12 protein-coding genes are annotated in these 18,431 nt (G+C 68.7%); 7 read left to right on the forward strand and 5 right to left on the reverse strand.

Annotated elements, in window-relative coordinates; translation table 11 throughout:
* The first annotated feature begins 59 nt into the window (after positions 1-59).
* The 7 genes from ABKA17_RS00205 to ABKA17_RS00235 all read left to right on the forward strand — a co-directional run bounded on the left by ABKA17_RS00205 (position 60) and on the right by ABKA17_RS00235 (position 12,000).
* Positions 60-983 carry an SCO4651 family lipoprotein gene (locus tag ABKA17_RS00205; RefSeq protein WP_353689734.1) on the forward strand — a complete coding sequence of 308 codons (924 nt, stop codon included), beginning with the start codon at positions 60-62 and terminating at the stop codon, positions 981-983.
* Positions 984-1,074: 91 nt separating this feature from the next.
* Positions 1,075-1,935: an SCO4651 family lipoprotein gene (locus ABKA17_RS00210; protein ID WP_353689735.1), complete on the forward strand. Its 861-nt coding sequence runs from the start codon at positions 1,075-1,077 to the stop codon at positions 1,933-1,935.
* Positions 1,936-2,221: 286 nt separating this feature from the next.
* Positions 2,222-2,752 (forward strand): 50S ribosomal protein L10, encoded by a 531-nt coding sequence (gene rplJ / locus ABKA17_RS00215; RefSeq protein ID WP_353689736.1) that lies wholly within the window; start codon positions 2,222-2,224, stop codon positions 2,750-2,752.
* Between the two features lie 115 nt (positions 2,753-2,867).
* On the forward strand, positions 2,868-3,251 hold the full coding sequence (rplL, locus tag ABKA17_RS00220; RefSeq protein WP_030773785.1) for a 50S ribosomal protein L7/L12: 384 nt from the start codon (positions 2,868-2,870) through the stop codon (positions 3,249-3,251).
* 581 nt (positions 3,252-3,832) lie between these two features.
* Positions 3,833-7,318, forward strand: a complete 3,486-nt coding sequence (gene rpoB, locus ABKA17_RS00225) for a DNA-directed RNA polymerase subunit beta (protein ID WP_353689737.1) — start codon at positions 3,833-3,835, stop codon at positions 7,316-7,318.
* Between the two features lie 113 nt (positions 7,319-7,431).
* A complete protein-coding gene (locus ABKA17_RS00230; RefSeq protein ID WP_353689738.1) occupies positions 7,432-11,331 on the forward strand; it encodes a DNA-directed RNA polymerase subunit beta' in 3,900 nt (1,299 codons plus the stop codon).
* A gap of 138 nt (positions 11,332-11,469) precedes the next feature.
* Positions 11,470-12,000 (forward strand): DUF1707 and DUF4190 domain-containing protein, encoded by a 531-nt coding sequence (locus ABKA17_RS00235; protein ID WP_353689739.1) that lies wholly within the window; start codon positions 11,470-11,472, stop codon positions 11,998-12,000.
* A gap of 14 nt (positions 12,001-12,014) precedes the next feature.
* Here the strand turns inward: ABKA17_RS00235 and ABKA17_RS00240 are convergent, their stop codons facing one another.
* From ABKA17_RS00240 to ABKA17_RS00260, 5 genes are read right to left on the reverse strand one after another with little or no spacing between them, the layout of a single operon-like run.
* A complete protein-coding gene (locus tag ABKA17_RS00240; RefSeq protein WP_353689740.1) occupies positions 12,015-13,136 on the reverse strand; it encodes a M48 family metalloprotease in 1,122 nt (373 codons plus the stop codon).
* Between the two features lie 38 nt (positions 13,137-13,174).
* Positions 13,175-13,714, reverse strand: a complete 540-nt coding sequence (locus ABKA17_RS00245) for a Pycsar system effector family protein (protein WP_353689741.1) — start codon at positions 13,712-13,714, stop codon at positions 13,175-13,177.
* Positions 13,711-15,198: a hypothetical protein gene (locus tag ABKA17_RS00250; RefSeq protein ID WP_353689742.1), complete on the reverse strand. Its 1,488-nt coding sequence runs from the start codon at positions 15,196-15,198 to the stop codon at positions 13,711-13,713. The genes ABKA17_RS00245 and ABKA17_RS00250 overlap by 4 nt, the downstream gene beginning before the upstream one ends.
* Before the next feature lie 37 nt (positions 15,199-15,235).
* A complete protein-coding gene (locus ABKA17_RS00255; RefSeq protein WP_353689743.1) occupies positions 15,236-17,416 on the reverse strand; it encodes a hypothetical protein in 2,181 nt (726 codons plus the stop codon).
* Positions 17,413-18,267, reverse strand: a complete 855-nt coding sequence (locus tag ABKA17_RS00260) for a hypothetical protein (protein ID WP_353689744.1) — start codon at positions 18,265-18,267, stop codon at positions 17,413-17,415. Before ABKA17_RS00260 ends, ABKA17_RS00255 begins: the two co-directional genes overlap by 4 nt.
* Between the last annotated feature and the right edge of the window lie 164 nt (positions 18,268-18,431).

Consider the following 18,431-nt stretch of genomic DNA (forward strand, 5'->3'; position numbering starts at 1 on the left):
TGTAGTCAGTGCCCCGCGCTAACGTGCGGGCACAGCACACCGCATGGGGGTGGGGACGAATGAAGAGCACGAGCGTGCGCCGGATGGCCCTGGCGATCGCGGCGGCGACCGCGCTGACCGGTCTGGCGGCCTGTACGTCCGACGGGGACCCGGGGGGCACCGGCAAGGACGACAAGTCGGCGTCGTCCGGCAAGGGTCCGAGCGGTCTGAGCCCCGTGGCGGCCCTGCGGTCGGCGGAGAAGTCCACCGACGCCGCCGACTCCGCCAAGGTCGAGTCCACGACCACCATGGGCACGATGATGTCCATGACCGCCGACGGCGCCCTCGGCTGGGGCGACGGCGTCACCGGCACCATGACCATCGAGTACACCGGCGGCACCATGGCCGACACCATGCGTCAGTTGGGCACCACGTCGATGGAGGCCCGCTATCTGTCCGACGCCTACTACGCGCGGATGGGCGACAAGTTCGCCGAGCAGGCCGGCGGCAAGCACTGGATCCGGTACGACTACGACGACCTCGCGGACCTCGGGGGCGGTTCCGGCGCGTACCTCAAGGACCAGATGCAGAACACCACCCCCAACCAGTCGGTGAAGCTGCTGCTGGCCTCCGGGGACGTGAAGAAGGTCGGCGAGGAGAAGGTCCGCGGCCAGGACACCACGCACTACTCGGGCTCCGTCGACGTCGCCGACCTCGCCGGCAAGAACTCCAGCCTCAGCGCGAGCCAGCTCGCCGACCTGAAGAAACAGCTCGAACAGGCCGGTGTGACCACCCAGCAGGTCGACATCTGGGTCAACGACCAGGACCTGCTGGTCAAGAAGGTGGAGAAGGGCCGCATGGCCACCGGTGAGCTGACCCAGACCGCGTACTACAGCGACTACGGAGTGAAGGTCTCCGCGACGAAGCCCCCGGCGAGCGACACCCAGGACTTCAAGGAACTGCTGGAGAAGCAGGGCGGCACCGTGGCGGGCACCACCTCCTGAGTCACACGGAATTCACGGGGCCACTTCCGTACCGATCGGTTAGGCTCGCGGCTCTGCTGTGAATCGTCCATGTGTTCCTTGGGGGGAATCGATGGGATCTTCTGTACGACATTCCGCGCGCCGTCGGACGCTCGGTGCCGGCCTCGCCGCCGTGGCCCTCGCCGCGGGGGCGGTGAGTTGTTCCAAGGGGGCGTCCGAGGAGTCCCCGAAGATGACCCCGGCCGCGGCCGTCGCCAAGGCCGCGAAGAACGCGGGGGACATCACGTCCCTGCGCTACCGCATGACGGGGGAGTACCCGGAGCAGGGCCGCATCAAGGCCGAGGCGTCGATGCGGATGAAGCCCACCATCGCCATGAGCATGAAGATGACGGCGCTCGACCAGGGCAAGGACGGCTCCGCGGAGATCCGGCTCGTCGACAAGGCCATGTACATCGGCGGCAACCCCGAGATGGCCAAGGAGATGGACGGCAAGACCTGGATCAAGTTCGACCTGTCCGCGCTGAGCGACAAGGACCTCGGCGGGGGTGCGCCCGGCGCCGGCCAGGCCGAGCAGAACCCGGCGGCCGAGTCCACGTTCCTCACCGGCGCCAAGGACGTGAAGAAGGTCGGCACCGAGAAGGTCGACGGCGTCGAGACGACCCACTACTCGGGCACCGTCACTCTCGACACCCTGCGGGACTCCTTCAAGGACGAGGACAAGGCCACCCGCGAGCAGCGCGAGAAGAGTATCGAGCAGTACGAGAAGATGGGCATCGACAAGCTCACGATGGACATGTGGGTCGACGGTGACGACAAGACCAAGCAGTTCCGCATGAAGGGCGACGCCGACAAGGGCCCGCTCGACATGACCATCACCTTCCTCGACTACAACAAGCCCGTCACGGTCACCGCCCCGGCCGCGAAGGACACCGCGGACCTCGCGGAGATGATGAAGGGGCTCGACGAGAGCTGAGCCTCGTAGGGCCGGATTTGCTTGACGGCGATCCGGTCACGTACTCTCCTACAGAAGCCAAAGACCGCTGGTCGTTGCCGTGCTCTCGCAAGAGGGTTCGGTGGCCGAAGGATCCGCTGAAATTCGCGGACGACCCGCGCAGGTGACTGTGGAAGTGCTCCCGGAGTTCGCTGCCCAACAGCATGCGAGTACCGGTCGAGCTACGCCCCGAGCGCCTGCGCCGGGGCGTTTCGTTTTGCCCAGCCCCTTCCGAGCGGTCCTCATCACCCGGAAGGAGGCCACGCTTATGGCAAGGCCCGACAAGGCTGCCGCGGTAGCCGAGCTCGCGGACCAGTTCCGTAGCTCGAACGCCGCCGTGCTGACCGAGTACCGGGGTCTCACCGTGGCGCAGCTCAAGACGCTGCGTCGTTCGCTCGGTGAAGACGCCCAGTACGCCGTGGTGAAGAACACGCTGACCAAGATCGCGGCCAACGAGGCCGGGATCTCGACGCTCGACGACCTGTTCAACGGTCCGACGGCGGTTGCCTTCATCTCCGGTGACCCGGTGACGTCGGCGAAGGGTCTTCGTGACTTCGCCAAGGACAACCCGAACCTCGTCATCAAGGGCGGTGTCCTTGACGGCAAGGCGCTGTCCGCCGACGAGATCAAGAAGCTTGCGGACCTCGAGTCCCGCGAGGTTCTGCTCGCCAAGCTGGCGGGTGCCTTCAAGGGCAAGCAGACTCAGGCTGCTCAGGTCTTCCAGGCGCTCCCGTCGAAGCTCGTCCGCACCGTGGACGCGCTTCGTGCCAAGCAGGACGAGCAGGGCGGTGCCGAGTAACTCGGCTCGCGCATTGATCCGCGCCGCGTGAGGCGTGGGTCGTAGCGGGCCGTATGTACGCCCGCCGTTTCGATACATCCGGCACCTGCCGAAATTAGTGGAAGGATCGCCCATCATGGCGAAGCTGTCTCAGGACGACCTGCTCGCGCAGTTCGAGGAGATGACCCTCATCGAGCTCTCCGAGTTCGTGAAGGCGTTCGAGGAGAAGTTCGACGTCACCGCCGCCGCGGCCGTCGCCGTTGCCGCTCCGGGTGCCCCGGGCGCCCCGGTCGAGGCCGCTGAGGAGAAGGACGAGTTCGACGTCATCCTCGCCGGCGCCGGCGACAAGAAGATCCAGGTCATCAAGGTCGTGCGTGAGCTGACCTCCCTGGGTCTGAAGGAGGCCAAGGACCTCGTGGACGGCGCCCCGAAGCCCGTCCTGGAGAAGGTCAACAAGGAGGCCGCGGACAAGGCTGCCGAGGCCCTCAAGGGTGCCGGCGCGTCCGTCGAGGTCAAGTAAGACCTCACCGGTCCCATGGACCTGTAACGCATAAGCGCTGAGGAGCGATCATCCATCCGGGTGGTCGCTCTTCGGCGTTCCCGGGGGCGTCGTGGCGGCTGCCTTGCGGCCCGGGTCGCGGGGAGTATGGTGATCTTCGTCGTGCCCCTTGAGCGCCCCTGGTGGCAGACCACAAGTGACGAGGGCAGCACCCGGTTTGGGCAAGACAGGCCTTGACGAACCGCACGCAGCGCGCAATTCTCAGGACGCGTCGCCAGAACGGTCCGAATCCGAGGCATGGATCGGCGACGAAGAGGGCAGTATCAACGTGCGTTGAGGACAAGCGTGCCGAAGGCGTTGAGGGCAACGAGGGACACAGAAAATCGGGGCTGGACATCAGTGCGCCAAGTGGCTACACTGACCCTTTGCGCTGCCTGTTAGCTGTCCCCTGCCCGTCACCAGGGGTCTGCCCTCACCTCAGCATCGATGACCGGAACTCTCTGACCTGGCCCGTAAAGCCAAATTAGGGGGATCTTGTCTTCGTGTGCGGGAGAGGGACCGGTACGCGCGTAGTGAGTCCGAGCCCTCGGAAGGACCCCCTCTTGGCCGCCTCGCGCACTGCCTCGAACGCGAATACGAACAATGGCGCCAGCACTGCCCCGCTGCGCATCTCTTTTGCAAAGATCAAGGAGCCTCTCGAGGTTCCCAACCTGCTCGCGCTTCAGACCGAGAGCTTTGACTGGCTGCTCGGCAACACCGCTTGGCAGAGTCGGGTCGAGGAGGCTCTGGAGTCCGGTCAGGACGTCCCCACCAAGTCCGGTCTGGAGGAGATCTTCGAGGAGATCTCCCCGATCGAGGACTTCTCCGGGTCGATGTCGCTGACGTTCCGCGACCACCGCTTCGAGCCGCCGAAGAACAGCATCGACGAGTGCAAGGACCGCGACTTCACGTACGCGGCCCCGCTCTTCGTGACGGCTGAGTTCACCAACAACGAGACCGGCGAGATCAAGTCCCAGACGGTCTTCATGGGCGACTTCCCGCTCATGACCCACAAGGGCACCTTCGTCATCAACGGCACCGAGCGTGTCGTGGTGTCGCAGCTGGTCCGTTCGCCGGGTGTCTACTTCGACTCCTCCATCGACAAGACGTCCGACAAGGACATCTTCTCGGCCAAGATCATCCCCTCCCGGGGTGCCTGGCTGGAGATGGAGATCGACAAGCGCGACATGGTCGGTGTCCGTATCGACCGCAAGCGCAAGCAGTCCGTGACCGTCCTTCTCAAGGCGCTCGGTTGGACCACCGAGCAGATCCTCGAGGAGTTCGGCGAGTACGAGTCCATGCGCGCCACCCTGGAGAAGGACCACACCCAGGGCCAGGACGACGCGCTGCTCGACATCTACCGCAAGCTGCGTCCGGGCGAGCCGCCGACCCGTGAGGCCGCGCAGACGCTGCTCGAGAACCTCTACTTCAACCCCAAGCGCTACGACCTCGCCAAGGTCGGCCGCTACAAGGTCAACAAGAAGCTGGGTGCGGAGGCTCCGCTCGACGCGGGCGTCCTGACCGTCGAGGACGTCATCTCGACGATCAAGTACCTGGTCAAGCTGCACGCGGGCGAGACCGAGACGGTCGGCGACAGCGGCGCGAACATCGTCGTCGAGACCGACGACATCGACCACTTCGGCAACCGTCGTCTGCGCAGTGTCGGCGAGCTCATCCAGAACCAGGTCCGTACGGGTCTGGCTCGTATGGAGCGCGTCGTCCGCGAGCGCATGACGACCCAGGACGTCGAGGCGATCACGCCGCAGACCCTGATCAACATCCGGCCGGTCGTCGCCTCCATCAAGGAGTTCTTCGGCACCAGCCAGCTGTCGCAGTTCATGGACCAGAACAACCCGCTGTCGGGTCTGACGCACAAGCGTCGTCTCTCGGCGCTGGGCCCTGGTGGTCTGTCCCGTGAGCGGGCCGGCTTCGAGGTCCGTGACGTGCACCCGTCTCACTACGGCCGTATGTGCCCGATCGAGACGCCCGAAGGCCCGAACATCGGTCTGATCGGTTCGCTCGCCTCCTACGGCCGCGTCAACGCGTTCGGTTTCGTGGAGACGCCGTACCGCAAGGTCGTCGAGGGTGTCGTCAGCGACGAGGTCGACTACCTCACCGCCGACGAAGAGGACCGATTCGTCATCGCGCAGGCCAACGCCACGCTCGACGACGGCATGCGCTTCACCGAGAACCGCGTCCTGGTCCGCCGTCGTGGCGGCGAGGTCGACTACGTCCCCGGTGACGACGTGGACTACATGGACGTCTCGCCGCGCCAGATGGTGTCGGTCGCGACCGCCATGATCCCGTTCCTCGAGCACGACGACGCCAACCGTGCCCTCATGGGCGCGAACATGATGCGTCAGGCCGTGCCGCTGATTAAGTCCGAGGCCCCGCTCGTCGGCACCGGCATGGAGTACCGCTCCGCCGTCGACGCCGGTGACGTGGTCAAGGCCGAGAAGGACGGTGTGGTCCAGGAGGTCTCCGCGGACTACATCACCACCGCCAACGACGACGGCACGTACATCACGTACCGCCTGGCCAAGTTCTCCCGGTCCAACCAGGGCACCTCGGTCAACCAGAAGGTCATCGTCAACGAGGGCGACCGCATCATCACGGGCCAGGTGCTCGCCGATGGTCCGGCCACCGAGAACGGCGAGATGGCGCTGGGCAAGAACCTGCTCGTGGCGTTCATGCCGTGGGAGGGTCACAACTACGAGGACGCGATCATCCTGTCGCAGCGCCTCGTGCAGGACGACGTCCTCTCCTCGATCCACATCGAGGAGCACGAGGTCGACGCCCGTGACACCAAGCTCGGCCCCGAGGAGATCACCCGGGACATCCCGAACGTCTCCGAGGAGGTCCTCGCCGACCTCGACGAGCGCGGCATCATCCGGATCGGTGCCGAGGTCGTCGCCGGCGACATCCTCGTCGGCAAGGTCACGCCCAAGGGTGAGACCGAGCTGACGCCGGAGGAGCGCCTGCTCCGCGCGATCTTCGGTGAGAAGGCCCGTGAGGTCCGTGACACCTCGCTGAAGGTGCCGCACGGCGAGATCGGCAAGGTCATCGGCGTCCGCGTCTTCGACCGTGAAGAGGGCGACGAGCTGCCGCCGGGCGTGAACCAGCTGGTTCGTGTCTACGTGGCGCAGAAGCGCAAGATCACGGACGGTGACAAGCTCGCCGGCCGTCACGGCAACAAGGGTGTCATCTCCAAGATCCTGCCCATCGAGGACATGCCGTTCCTCGAGGACGGGACCCCGGTCGACATCATCCTCAACCCGCTGGGTGTGCCGTCCCGAATGAACCCGGGACAGGTGCTGGAGATCCACCTCGGCTGGCTCGCCAGTCGCGGCTGGGACGTCTCCGGGCTCGGCGAGGACTGGGCGCAGCGCCTCCAGGCGATCGGCGCCGACTCCGTCGAGCCGGGCACCAACGTGGCCACCCCGGTCTTCGACGGTGCGCGTGAGGACGAGCTCGCGGGTCTGCTGAACCACACCATCCCGAACCGCGACGGCGAGCGCATGGTGCAGCCGACCGGTAAGGCGAGGCTGTTCGACGGCCGCTCCGGCGAGCCGTTCCCGGACCCGATCTCCATCGGGTACATGTACATCCTCAAGCTGCACCACCTGGTCGACGACAAGCTGCACGCCCGTTCGACCGGTCCGTACTCGATGATCACCCAGCAGCCGCTGGGTGGTAAGGCCCAGTTCGGTGGCCAGCGCTTCGGTGAGATGGAGGTGTGGGCGCTGGAGGCATACGGCGCCGCGTACGCCCTCCAGGAGCTGCTGACCATCAAGTCCGACGACGTCACCGGTCGCGTGAAGGTCTACGAGGCCATCGTCAAGGGCGAGAACATCCCCGAGCCCGGCATCCCCGAGTCCTTCAAGGTGCTCATCAAGGAGATGCAGTCCCTGTGCCTCAACGTGGAGGTGCTGTCCTCGGACGGCATGTCCATCGAGATGCGCGACACCGACGAGGATGTCTTCCGCGCTGCGGAGGAGCTTGGCATCGACCTGTCCCGGCGCGAGCCGAGCAGCGTCGAAGAGGTCTGACGGGAGTTCGGCGGGCCTTCTGAAGCCTTTGGAAAGGTGAAGGAAGGCCCGCCGGCCCCAGGACCCCCGTATCAGACCCCATGACTTACAACCCTGAGAGGGATTGACGCATAGTGCTCGACGTCAACTTCTTCGACGAGCTCCGGATCGGTCTGGCCACCGCTGACGACATCCGTCAGTGGAGCCACGGCGAGGTCAAGAAGCCCGAGACCATCAACTACCGCACCCTCAAGCCCGAAAAGGACGGACTCTTCTGCGAGAAGATCTTCGGTCCGACCCGGGACTGGGAGTGCTACTGCGGCAAGTACAAGCGCGTCCGCTTCAAGGGCATCATCTGTGAGCGCTGCGGCGTCGAGGTCACTCGCGCCAAGGTGCGTCGTGAGCGGATGGGCCACATCGAGCTGGCCGCCCCCGTCACGCACATCTGGTACTTCAAGGGTGTCCCGTCGCGTCTGGGCTACCTGCTCGACCTCGCCCCGAAGGACCTCGAGAAGGTCATCTACTTCGCGGCGTACATGATCACGTACGTCGACGACGAGCGTCGTACGCGTGACCTGCCCTCGCTGGAGGCGCACGTCTCCGTCGAGCGTCAGCAGGTCGAGAACCGTCGCGACTCCGACCTGGAGGCCCGCGCCAAGAAGCTCGAGACCGACCTGGCCGAGCTCGAGGCCGAGGGTGCCAAGGCCGACGTGCGCCGCAAGGTGCGCGAGGGTGCCGAGCGTGAGATGAAGCAGCTGCGTGACCGTGCGCAGCGCGAGATCGACCGTCTCGACGAGGTGTGGACCCGGTTCAAGAACCTCAAGGTCCAGGACCTCGAGGGCGACGAGCTGCTCTACCGCGAGCTGCGTGACCGCTTCGGCACGTACTTCGACGGTTCGATGGGTGCCGCGGCGCTGCAGAAGCGTCTGGAGTCCTTCGACCTCGACGAAGAGGCCGAGAAGCTCCGCGAGATCATCCGTACCGGCAAGGGCCAGAAGAAGACCCGTGCGCTGAAGCGGCTGAAGGTCGTGTCTGCCTTCCTGCAGACCTCCAACAGCCCCAAGGGCATGGTCCTCGACTGCGTCCCGGTCATCCCGCCGGACCTTCGCCCGATGGTGCAGCTGGACGGTGGCCGCTTCGCGACCTCCGACCTGAACGACCTGTACCGCCGTGTGATCAACCGGAACAACCGTCTGAAGCGCCTTCTCGACCTCGGTGCGCCCGAGATCATCGTGAACAACGAGAAGCGCATGCTCCAGGAGGCCGTCGACGCCCTCTTCGACAACGGTCGTCGTGGTCGCCCGGTCACCGGTCCCGGTAACCGCCCGCTGAAGTCCCTCAGCGACATGCTGAAGGGCAAGCAGGGTCGATTCCGTCAGAACCTGCTCGGCAAGCGTGTGGACTACTCCGCGCGTTCCGTGATCGTCGTCGGTCCGCAGCTGAAGCTGCACCAGTGCGGTCTGCCGAAGGCCATGGCGCTGGAGCTCTTCAAGCCGTTCGTGATGAAGCGCCTGGTCGACCTGAACCACGCGCAGAACATCAAGAGCGCCAAGCGCATGGTGGAGCGCGGCCGCACGGTCGTGTACGACGTCCTCGAAGAGGTCATCGCCGAGCACCCGGTTCTGCTGAACCGTGCTCCCACCCTGCACCGCCTCGGCATCCAGGCCTTCGAGCCGCAGCTGGTCGAGGGCAAGGCCATCCAGATCCACCCGCTCGTCTGCACCGCGTTCAACGCGGACTTCGACGGTGACCAGATGGCCGTCCACCTGCCGCTCTCCGCGGAGGCGCAGGCCGAGGCCCGCATCCTGATGCTGTCCTCGAACAACATCCTGAAGCCGGCTGACGGTCGCCCCGTCACCATGCCGACCCAGGACATGGTTCTCGGTCTGTTCTTCCTCACCACCGACGGTGAGCTCCGTGACACCAAGGGCGAGGGCCGGTCCTTCGGCTCCACGGCCGAGGCGATCATGGCGTTCGACGCCGGTGAGCTGGCGCTCCAGTCGCAGGTCGACATCCGCTTCCCGGTGGGCACCATCCCGCCGCGTGGCTGGACGCCGCCGGTGCGCGAGGAGGGTGAGCCGGAGTGGCAGAACGGTGACTCGTTCCGTCTGAAGACCACCCTGGGCCGCGCGCTCTTCAACGAGCTGCTGCCCGAGGACTACCCGTTCGTCGACTACTCGGTGGGCAAGAAGCAGCTCTCCGAGATCGTCAACGACCTGGCCGAGCGCTACCCCAAGGTCATCGTGGCGGCGACGCTCGACAACCTGAAGGCGGCCGGCTTCTACTGGGCGACCCGTTCCGGTGTCACCGTGGCCATCTCCGATGTCGTCGTTCCCGAGGCGAAGAAGGAGATCGTCCGCGGCTACGAGGCGCAGGACGAGAAGGTCCAGAAGCAGTACGAGCGCGGTCTGATCACCAAGGAAGAGCGCACGCAGGAGCTCATCGCGATCTGGACCAAGGCGACCAACGAGGTCGCCGAGGCGATGAACGCGAACTTCCCCAAGACGAACCCCATCTTCATGATGGTTGACTCGGGTGCCCGAGGAAACATGATGCAGATGCGGCAGATCGCCGGTATGCGTGGTCTGGTGTCGAACGCCAAGAACGAGACCATCCCGCGTCCCATCAAGGCGTCCTTCCGTGAGGGCCTGTCCGTGCTGGAGTACTTCATCTCCACGCACGGTGCCCGTAAGGGTCTGGCGGACACCGCCCTGCGTACCGCCGACTCGGGTTACCTGACCCGTCGTCTGGTGGACGTCTCGCAGGACGTCATCATCCGCGAGGAGGACTGTGGCACCGAGCGCGGTCTGAAGCTGCGGATCGCCTCGAAGAACGCCGCCGGCGTCCTCATCAAGGCGGACGACGTCGAGACCAGCGTCTACGCCCGCATGCTCGCCGAGGACGTCGTCATCGACGGCAAGGTGATCGCGCCGGCCAACGTGGACCTCGGCGACGTGCTGATCGACCAGCTCGTGCACCACGGTGTCGAGGAGGTCAAGACGCGTTCGATCCTGACCTGTGAGTCCCAGGTCGGCACTTGCGCCATGTGCTACGGCCGTTCGCTCGCCACCGGCAAGCTGGTCGACATCGGTGAGGCGGTCGGCATCATCGCCGCCCAGTCCATCGGTGAGCCCGGTACCCAGCTGACGATGCGTACCTTCCACACCGGTGGTGTGGCCGGTGACGACATCACCCAGGGTCTGCCCCGTGTCGTCGAGCTCTTCGAGGCTCGTACGCCGAAGGGTGTCGCCCCGATCTCCGAGGCCAACGGCCGCATCCGGATCGAGGAGACCGAGAAGACCAAGAAGATCGTCGTCACCCCGGACGACGGCAGCGACGAGACGGCGTTCCCGATCTCGAAGCGTGCCCGTCTCCTGGTCAGCGAGGGCGAGCACGTCGAGGTGGGCCAGAAGCTCACCGTGGGTGCCACCAACCCGCACGACGTGCTGCGCATTCTGGGTCAGCGTGCCGTCCAGGTCCACCTGGTCGGCGAGGTCCAGAAGGTCTACAACTCGCAGGGTGTGTCGATCCACGACAAGCACATCGAGATCATCATCCGGCAGATGCTGCGCCGTGTGACGATCATCGAGTCCGGCGACGCCGAGCTGCTGCCCGGCGAGCTGGTCGAGCGCTCGAAGTTCGAGACCGAGAACCGTCGTGTGGTCCAGGAGGGCGGTCACCCGGCCTCCGGTCGTCCGCAGCTGATGGGTATCACCAAGGCCTCGCTGGCGACGGAATCCTGGCTGTCGGCCGCCTCCTTCCAGGAGACGACCCGAGTCCTGACGGACGCGGCGATCAACGCCAAGTCCGACAGCCTCATCGGCCTCAAGGAGAACGTCATCATCGGTAAGCTCATCCCGGCCGGTACGGGTCTGTCCCGCTACCGCAACATCCGGGTGGAGCCGACCGAGGAGGCCAAGGCCGCGATGTACTCGGCCGTCGGCTACGACGACATCGACTACTCGCCGTTCGGCACGGGCTCCGGCCAGGCCGTTCCGCTGGAGGACTACGACTACGGTCCGTACAACCAGTAGCAGTCGGTTCTGAAGGGCGGCCACTCCGTTTCGTACGGGGTGGCCGCCCTTCGGCGTTTCCGGAGGTGACGCGCTCTGTGCCGGAAATGCCGGTTCGGCGCATCATGGAGGGAGCTCGGGGGGTAGGGGAGGTGCTCCGTGTCGAATCCTTCGTGGCAGCCCTGGCAGGGCGTCCCACAGCCTTGGCAGCCCCATGGTGTGCCGTCGTCCATGCTCGCCTCGCACGCCGATCGGGAGCGGGCCGTGGACGTGCTCAGGGCGGGGTACGGGGAGGGGCGGCTGGAGAAGGCGGAGTTCGACAGACGGGTCGCCCGGGCCTATGCGACCCGGACCGTCGGGGAGCTGGCGCTGCTCGTCGGGGACCTGCCGCAGGGGCCCATGGCACAGCCGGCCATGGCGGTGCCGCGCACGTTCGTGGCCCTGCCGCGGCCGCGGACCAACGGGAAGGCCGTCGGGGCCGCCGTGTGCGGGGTGCTGTGTCTGCCGAGCTTCGGGCTCACCGGGATCCCGGCGGTCGTGCTCGGACAGGCGGCGCGGTCGGAGATACAGCGCACCGGTGAGGGCGGCGACGGTCTGGCGCTGCTCGGGCTGGTCCTGGGCTGGATGTCCGTCGCGGCCTGGACCGTGTTCCTGACCCTGGCGCTCGCCGTGGCCATCGGCGGTGGGTGAACGCGGCGTGAGCCTCAGTACGGCCGCTGCGGCTGGAGGTACGGCTGGAGATGGTGCAGCCGGGTGTGGTGGTCGGGGTGCGAGGACAGCAGCCGGCTCAGGGCGCCCTCCTCGACGGGGACGCCGCCGTTGCGGGCGGTGAGCGAGGCCTGCTCGTACTGCTCCTGCTGGTGCAGCTTGTCCAGGACCGCGGCGAGCATCGGGGCGAAGCCCAGGGCGGCCGCGTGCTCGTCGGCGCGGAGTTCGGAGCGGCGGCCGACGGCGGCGAGGGCGTAGGGCACGCCGAGGATCAGCAGCGGAAGCCCGTAGAGGGTGCTGATGGTCGCGAAGGCCAGTCCGCCGACGAGCAGGATGACGAAGGCGACGCCGAAGCAGCCGAAGGCCTTCGAGACGTGGAAGGCGATCGTGGACAGCGCCTTCACCACACGCCACGCGAGACGGCCCGGCAGCGCGTACCAGTACCCGAGGAGACCGGACCAGGCGTGGCCGCCGACGTGGTGGCCCAGTTCATGGGCGAGGACGGCGGCGAGTTCGCCGTTGGGGAGCTGGTTCATGGCGAAGCGGGTGACACCGACGATGTGGCCGGCGGCGGCGACCGCGTTGAGGCCGTCGCTGTCCTCGACCCACAGTTCGTAGGTGTGGCCCTCGACGCCGGCGCGGGCGGTCACCTCGCGCCAGACCGGTTCGAGTTTGGCTCGTTCTTGCGGCGTGGGGTAGCGCAGACGGAGCAGATGGCGCGCGAGGGCGCTTTCGGTGGGGCGATGGAAGACGAGTGCGCCGCTGGCGATCCACAGCAGGATCACGACCAGGGCGAAGTCACCGAAGAACGTTGCGACCAGGCCGACGACGAAGAGGCTGCACAGGAAGTTCGGCAGGTGGAGGAGGAGGTTGCCGACGGCGGTGGCGTCGGTGCGGCGCTGCTGGTTGGAGAGGTGGATCCGGCGGGCGTCGGTGTTGATGTGGTGGGGGTGGGCCGGGTCGGTGGGGGCAGGGGGTGCGGCCTGGTGGGGGTACTGCGGGGGTATCGGGGCGGTGGGGTAGGACGGCGGGGGCGGGGTCTGCGCGGTGGGGTACCGCGGTGGGACCTGTTGCGGGTACTGGGGTGGCTGTTCGGGGTATTGGGGTGGCTGGGTCATGTCGGTTCCTTCATGGGAGCGGTGGCCGGTCGGTGGTGTCAGCCGAGCAGCAGTGCGGCGGGGAGCAGGACCGTGCCGACGCAGAAGGCGATCAGGCCGGTGCGGATCCACTGGTGTTTGCGTACGGCGATGCGGCTCATCTCGGTGAGCGCGCCGGTCAGCGCGACCACGGGGGCGCGCCGGGTCTCGGTCAGCGCGCTCTCCAACTGCCCGTTCCGGACGGCCTGTTGGATGTCGCCGAAGTAGGACAGGGGGCGGCCCGGGGCCCAGTGCGGGGAGCGGAAGCGGGGGAGTACCGCCAGCAGCAGGGCGAAGAGCGACAGGACCAGCGACGCCGCCCCCGTCCACCACAGCAGCGTGCCCAGGGCGGACAGCTCGGCAGGGCTCCAGTCCCGGCCGGCCAGCAGCCCGCTGAGCACTCCGGCGGTCATACCGAGCGCCGCGACCAGCACGGACGCCTTGGTGTCGGCCCGGGAGACCTCGGTCCGCAGCTCGCCGAGGAGGCGCTCGCAGAGGGGGACGAGGGCGGGGTCGGCCGGGGGTGGATCCGCCGTCGGGGCGGGGGCCGACGTGCTCATACGGGCTTCTCCTCCGGGCCGTCGGGGCCGTCGGGGCCGCCGGGGGGCGGCGGGCTGTCCGGTACGGCTGCGTCGGGGAGCGTCGGGGTCCGGCCGTAGCCGGGCGGGGGCTGCCAGGCGGGCGCGGGCGCGGGGGCGGGCGGGACCGGGGGAGGGGGCGTGGCGGGGTACGGGCTCTGGGGGGCTTGCGCGGGCTGGGGGGCGTACGGAGGCGGGGGCTGCCAGGCGGGGGTGGGCTGCTGGGAGTCGTACGGGGAGGGCGTGCCGTACGGGGAGGGCGTGCCGTACGGGGTGGGCGGGCCGTACGGGCTCGGGGTGCCGTACGGGGTGCTGGCCCCGGGGTAGGGGGCCGGGGCGGATGCCGATGCGGGCGCGGGCGGGGTGGGCTGGTCCGGCTTGGGGGCCGTCCCCGGGTGGCCGGCGCCCTCCGGCAGTGTCGGCTGGGCCACTCCCGGGAGGCGTTGGTTGAGGATGTCGTGGACCGTGCGCAGGGCCAGCTGTTTGGGGCCCTCCAGTTCCCAGTTCTCCGCCGCCTCGCTGCCGAGCAGCTGTTTCACCAGGTCCATCTGGGCCTGGATCATGCGGAGTTGGTCCTCGCGCATGCTCTGCATCACCAGTCGGGAGTCCTCGGGGTGCTGGGCGAGGTGGAGGGCCCACTGGTGGACGCCGCCCTGTTGGAGATGCCAGGCGAAGAAGGCGACCTTCTCGGCCTCCAGTTGCTGGAGCTCCAGCGTCTGCCGCCCCTGGAGCATGGCCTGTTCGTGCTGCCAGCGCTGCTGCTGGAGGAGGAGTTCCTGCTGCCGGCCGCCGTAGGCCATGGCCCGGTCGAGTTGGAGCGCGTCGATGTCCACGCCGCGCTGCGCCACCCGGATCTGTTCCTCGGCGGAGTGGTCGATGGCCTGGAGTCTGCGTTGATGGTCGATGTTCTCCTGGTCGCGGCGCAGCCGCAGGGTCCAGGTGACCTGGAGGCCGGCGGGGGCGCCCAGCGGGCCCAGCAGGTTCATCGCGGCCAGCAGTTCCCGCTCGGCCGACGCGCTGTCGGCGATCGTGAAACGCCGGGTCACCGGGCGGGCCGCCTGCTGGAGTTCACCCAGGAGCAGGCCCGGTACGTCCCGGTGGCCGGAGGCGACGAAGCGGGCCGGGTCCAGCACCTGCCAGGACAGGTCGACCTGCGCCGCGAACTCGAACGCGTCGTTGTCGCTGGGCAGCGGCAGTTCGGCGGTGTGCGGGTGCACGCCCATGTCGACCTCGTACACGGCGGTGTACCGGTTGGTCGCTATCTCGCCGCGGGTCGGCCGGCGCGGCGGCAGATACGGCTCGTAGCCGCCCTTCGCCGTGGCGAAGACCAGGGCGTGGTCGATCCGGACGTACGACTTGAGGTTGAACTCGAAGCGCGAGAGCTGACGTACGGTCAGGACCGGGTCGATCAGCTCGGTGTGGCGGTCGGCGTTCTGCTGCCACTCGGGCTGGCGGAAGGTGGGCATGGGGTGTGTCTCCTCGGACGTACCGACCCGGTGCGGGTCAGCGGTTGGGCAGCGTGGTCAGCAGGCGGGCGGCGACCGGGGGCGGTGGGTGGCCGTCCTCGCCGGGCATGGTCCGCAGCAGATGGCTCAGCCGCATGTGCTCCTCGGACGTGGTGACGAGGGCCGGCAGCAGCGCGGCGAGCGCCCACTCGGTGGCGGTGGACCGATCGGCGATCAGCACCCAGTCGTGCAGTACGGCGAGCGCGTGCCGGGTGGAGCGCGCGTCGGACAGGGCGGCCCGCCACAGGAACGGCAGGTCGTGCCTCGCGTTTCCGCTGTCCTCGGTCGCGCCGCGGGCGTACCAGCTCAGGACGAGCGGGGTGCCGTACCGCTCGCCGTCCTCGGTGCGGCGGCAGGCGGCGACGAAGCCGGCGAGGGTCAGGTCGTGCACCGCGCGGTCGTCGGCCAGGTGGGTCCGCAGCTCCGCGAGGACCTCCTCGCCCGCGGGGGAGAGCAGCAACAGCTCGACCGCTTCCGCGAGTTCGCCCGCCACGGCCTCGTCCAGGTCGTCGGGGCCGTCGGCGTAGAGCCGGCGAACGGCCTTGCGCAGCGCGGCCAGTGCCTGCGCCGGGCGCTCCGGGCCCAGCAGTCCGTATGCCCGGACCGCCACCCAGCGCAGCCGCGGATCGTCGGCCTCGCACCAGACGTCGAGGATGCGCGGGATGTTGGGCGTGTCGATGAGGTGGGCGAAGGTGAGCGCGTTGACCGCGACCAGGCGCTGCCGGAACCGTTTGGAGGTGGCCCAGGGTTCGATGATCAGCGCCATCGCCGAGGGCAGGTCGGTACGGGCGAGGACGGCGACGGTGGACGCGGCGCGGGTGCGGACCAGCGGGCGGCCGTCGTCGGCGAGGCGGCGCAGCCACTCGATGAGCGCCGGGCGGGCGGAGGGATGGCCCGTCCACACCTCGCGCAGCAGGACCAGCGAGGCCCGCTCGTCACGGAAGGCCGCTTTCCGCTGGGTGACCGGGCCCCACTCGGTGTGCTCGTCCTCCTCGTACTCCTCCGCGCGGGCGAGCTGGAGCCGCTTGCCGATGTGGGTGCCGAAGACCGGGACCTCGGGCGGGAGGCCGGGGTGCTCGGTCTTCTGGAGGAAGCGGTGGAGCAGGTCGCTGAGTTCGGCGGTGAGGGCGTACGGGCCGCCGTCGAACGCGGCCAGGGCCACCAGGAACGCTTTGTCGCGCAGATGGATCGCGCTCTCGTCCTCCTCGAACCACTCCTGGACCTGGTTCTCCAGCGAGACCAGCGAGAACTGGGCGACCGCGGCCTCGGCCACCTCCCCGGCCGCGTACCGGGCGAGCAGCCCGGCGAACGCGGCGACCTCGCGCAGCTGGTGGCTGCGGGTGAGGAACTCGGTCACATCGGGGAGTGCGAGCAGCTTGGCGGCGGTCTCGTCGTCGGTGCGTGCGCGCAGATGGGCGCCGAGGACGTCGGCGGCGACGGGCGGCCGCCACTCGACGGGTACGACGTCCTCCAGTACGGCGGTGGGGCCGACGGTGACGACCAGGTAGGCGTCCTGCTCCGCGAGCCGGTCCTTCGCGGCCAGCAGGTGCGGCTCGCGCAACGGGCGGTCGCGGCGGGTGCCGAGGTCACTGAGGACGTAACCGCGGGCGCCGTCCTCCGCGCCGAACGCCTCGGGCAGGTTGCCCGGCGGGGTGTCCCGCTCCAGGGTGCGCACGGGTAAGGCGTCCAGCCGCCGCAGCAGCATCAGCGCGGCCGTACGGCGGCCGGTGAAGCGGGCCCCGGCGAGGACCAGGACGCGGTCGCGCCGCAGTCGTTCGGTGAGCTCGGCCATGACCCGCTCGTCGGCGACGAAGCTCTCGGTGAGCCGGTCCAGTGCGGCGCGCGGGACCTCGCCGGAGGCGGCGCCTGGGGAGGTGAGCCCGGGTATCGCGACGTGGATCTCCGTCTTGCTGCCCATGATCACGTCACCGGTGACCCGGCCGCCGCTGACCCCGCCGTACTGGTCGCCGCCGACCATGCCGCCGCCGAAGCGGGTCCGGTCGCCCAGGCGCATGGTGCGCGGGCTGTGGTCGATGAGGTCGCGCCGGGCCTCCCAGGCGTCCTGCGGCTGGTCGCGCTCCTCGTCCGGCTCGCCCGTGTCGCCCTTGCGTGGCTCCTCGGCGGCGGGCTCCTCGCCCTGGGCCGCCGGTCTCGGGCTCTGCTGTTCCGGTGTGCTCACGCGCGCTCGCCCCGCTCCCGGGCGCCCGGGTGGACGTCGCCGGTGACCTGGCCGCCGCTGACCCCGCCGTACTGGTTCCCGGCGACGAAGGCGCCGCCGAAGCTCACCGAGCCGCCGCTGAAGCTGACGGCGGGGCCCGGCGCCGGGGCTCCCCTGGTTCCGTCCGGCGCCGGGCGGTCCTGGCGGTGCCCGCCCTGTTCGGGCACCCGCGGCGCCGGGCGGTCCCCCGATCCGCCCGACGCCTCCCCCGTCCCACGGTGGTCCTGGCCGGCCGCGGCCCCCGGGAGCGGGCCGTGCAGCCATGCCGTCAGCGGGCCGTTCTTGCCGTCCACCGTGACCTCGTGGAAGCCGTCGGCGGGGATGCCCTCGTGGTCGTGGCGTACGACCCCGGCGTACAGCGGGTCCGAGACGCACAGGGCGAAGTCGTCGGGGCGCTCGCGCAGGGCGGCGCGCAGGACGTCGGCGTCCAGCAGGCGGCAGGCGTGGTTCAGGTCGGAGCCGACCCAGCCGTCGTGTTCGTCCACGGCGACCCAGCCGGTGGCGACGACGGCCCGCAGCCGGATCTGTGCCGAGCGGGACGCCATCCGGTTGACCGCCCTCAGCTGTGCCGGGACCTCGCTGAGCAGGGCCCTGAGCAGGGCGGTGACCGGTTGGTTGGCGTCGATGAGCTCCATGACCGAGTCCCCGCGGTCGGCGCGCAGCCGGAGGGTCTCGTCGATGCCGGCGCGCTGGAGTGTGCGGTCGGTGACGTCGTAGAGCATGCGGCGGAGGTAGGCCTGTTCCACGTCGTCCCGGTCGCTGTACCGCTCGATGTCCAGCAGGAGGATCGTCCGGGTCACGGGGTCGCTCATGGTCGCCTCTCGAGGGGGTGGGGCGTGCAGACGAGAAGCGTGCGGGAGGGAGGGGTGGGGCGTGGAGGGCGGATGACGCAGTTGGAATGTGACCGTGTGCACAGTTCGGGAGGGGCGGGGGTGGGGGCTTGTGGGTCGTTGCCGTGTGCGGGTGCGTTGTGGCT

Source organism: Streptomyces sp. RG80 (assembly GCF_040446465.1).
Taxonomy (GTDB): domain Bacteria; phylum Actinomycetota; class Actinomycetes; order Streptomycetales; family Streptomycetaceae; genus Streptomyces.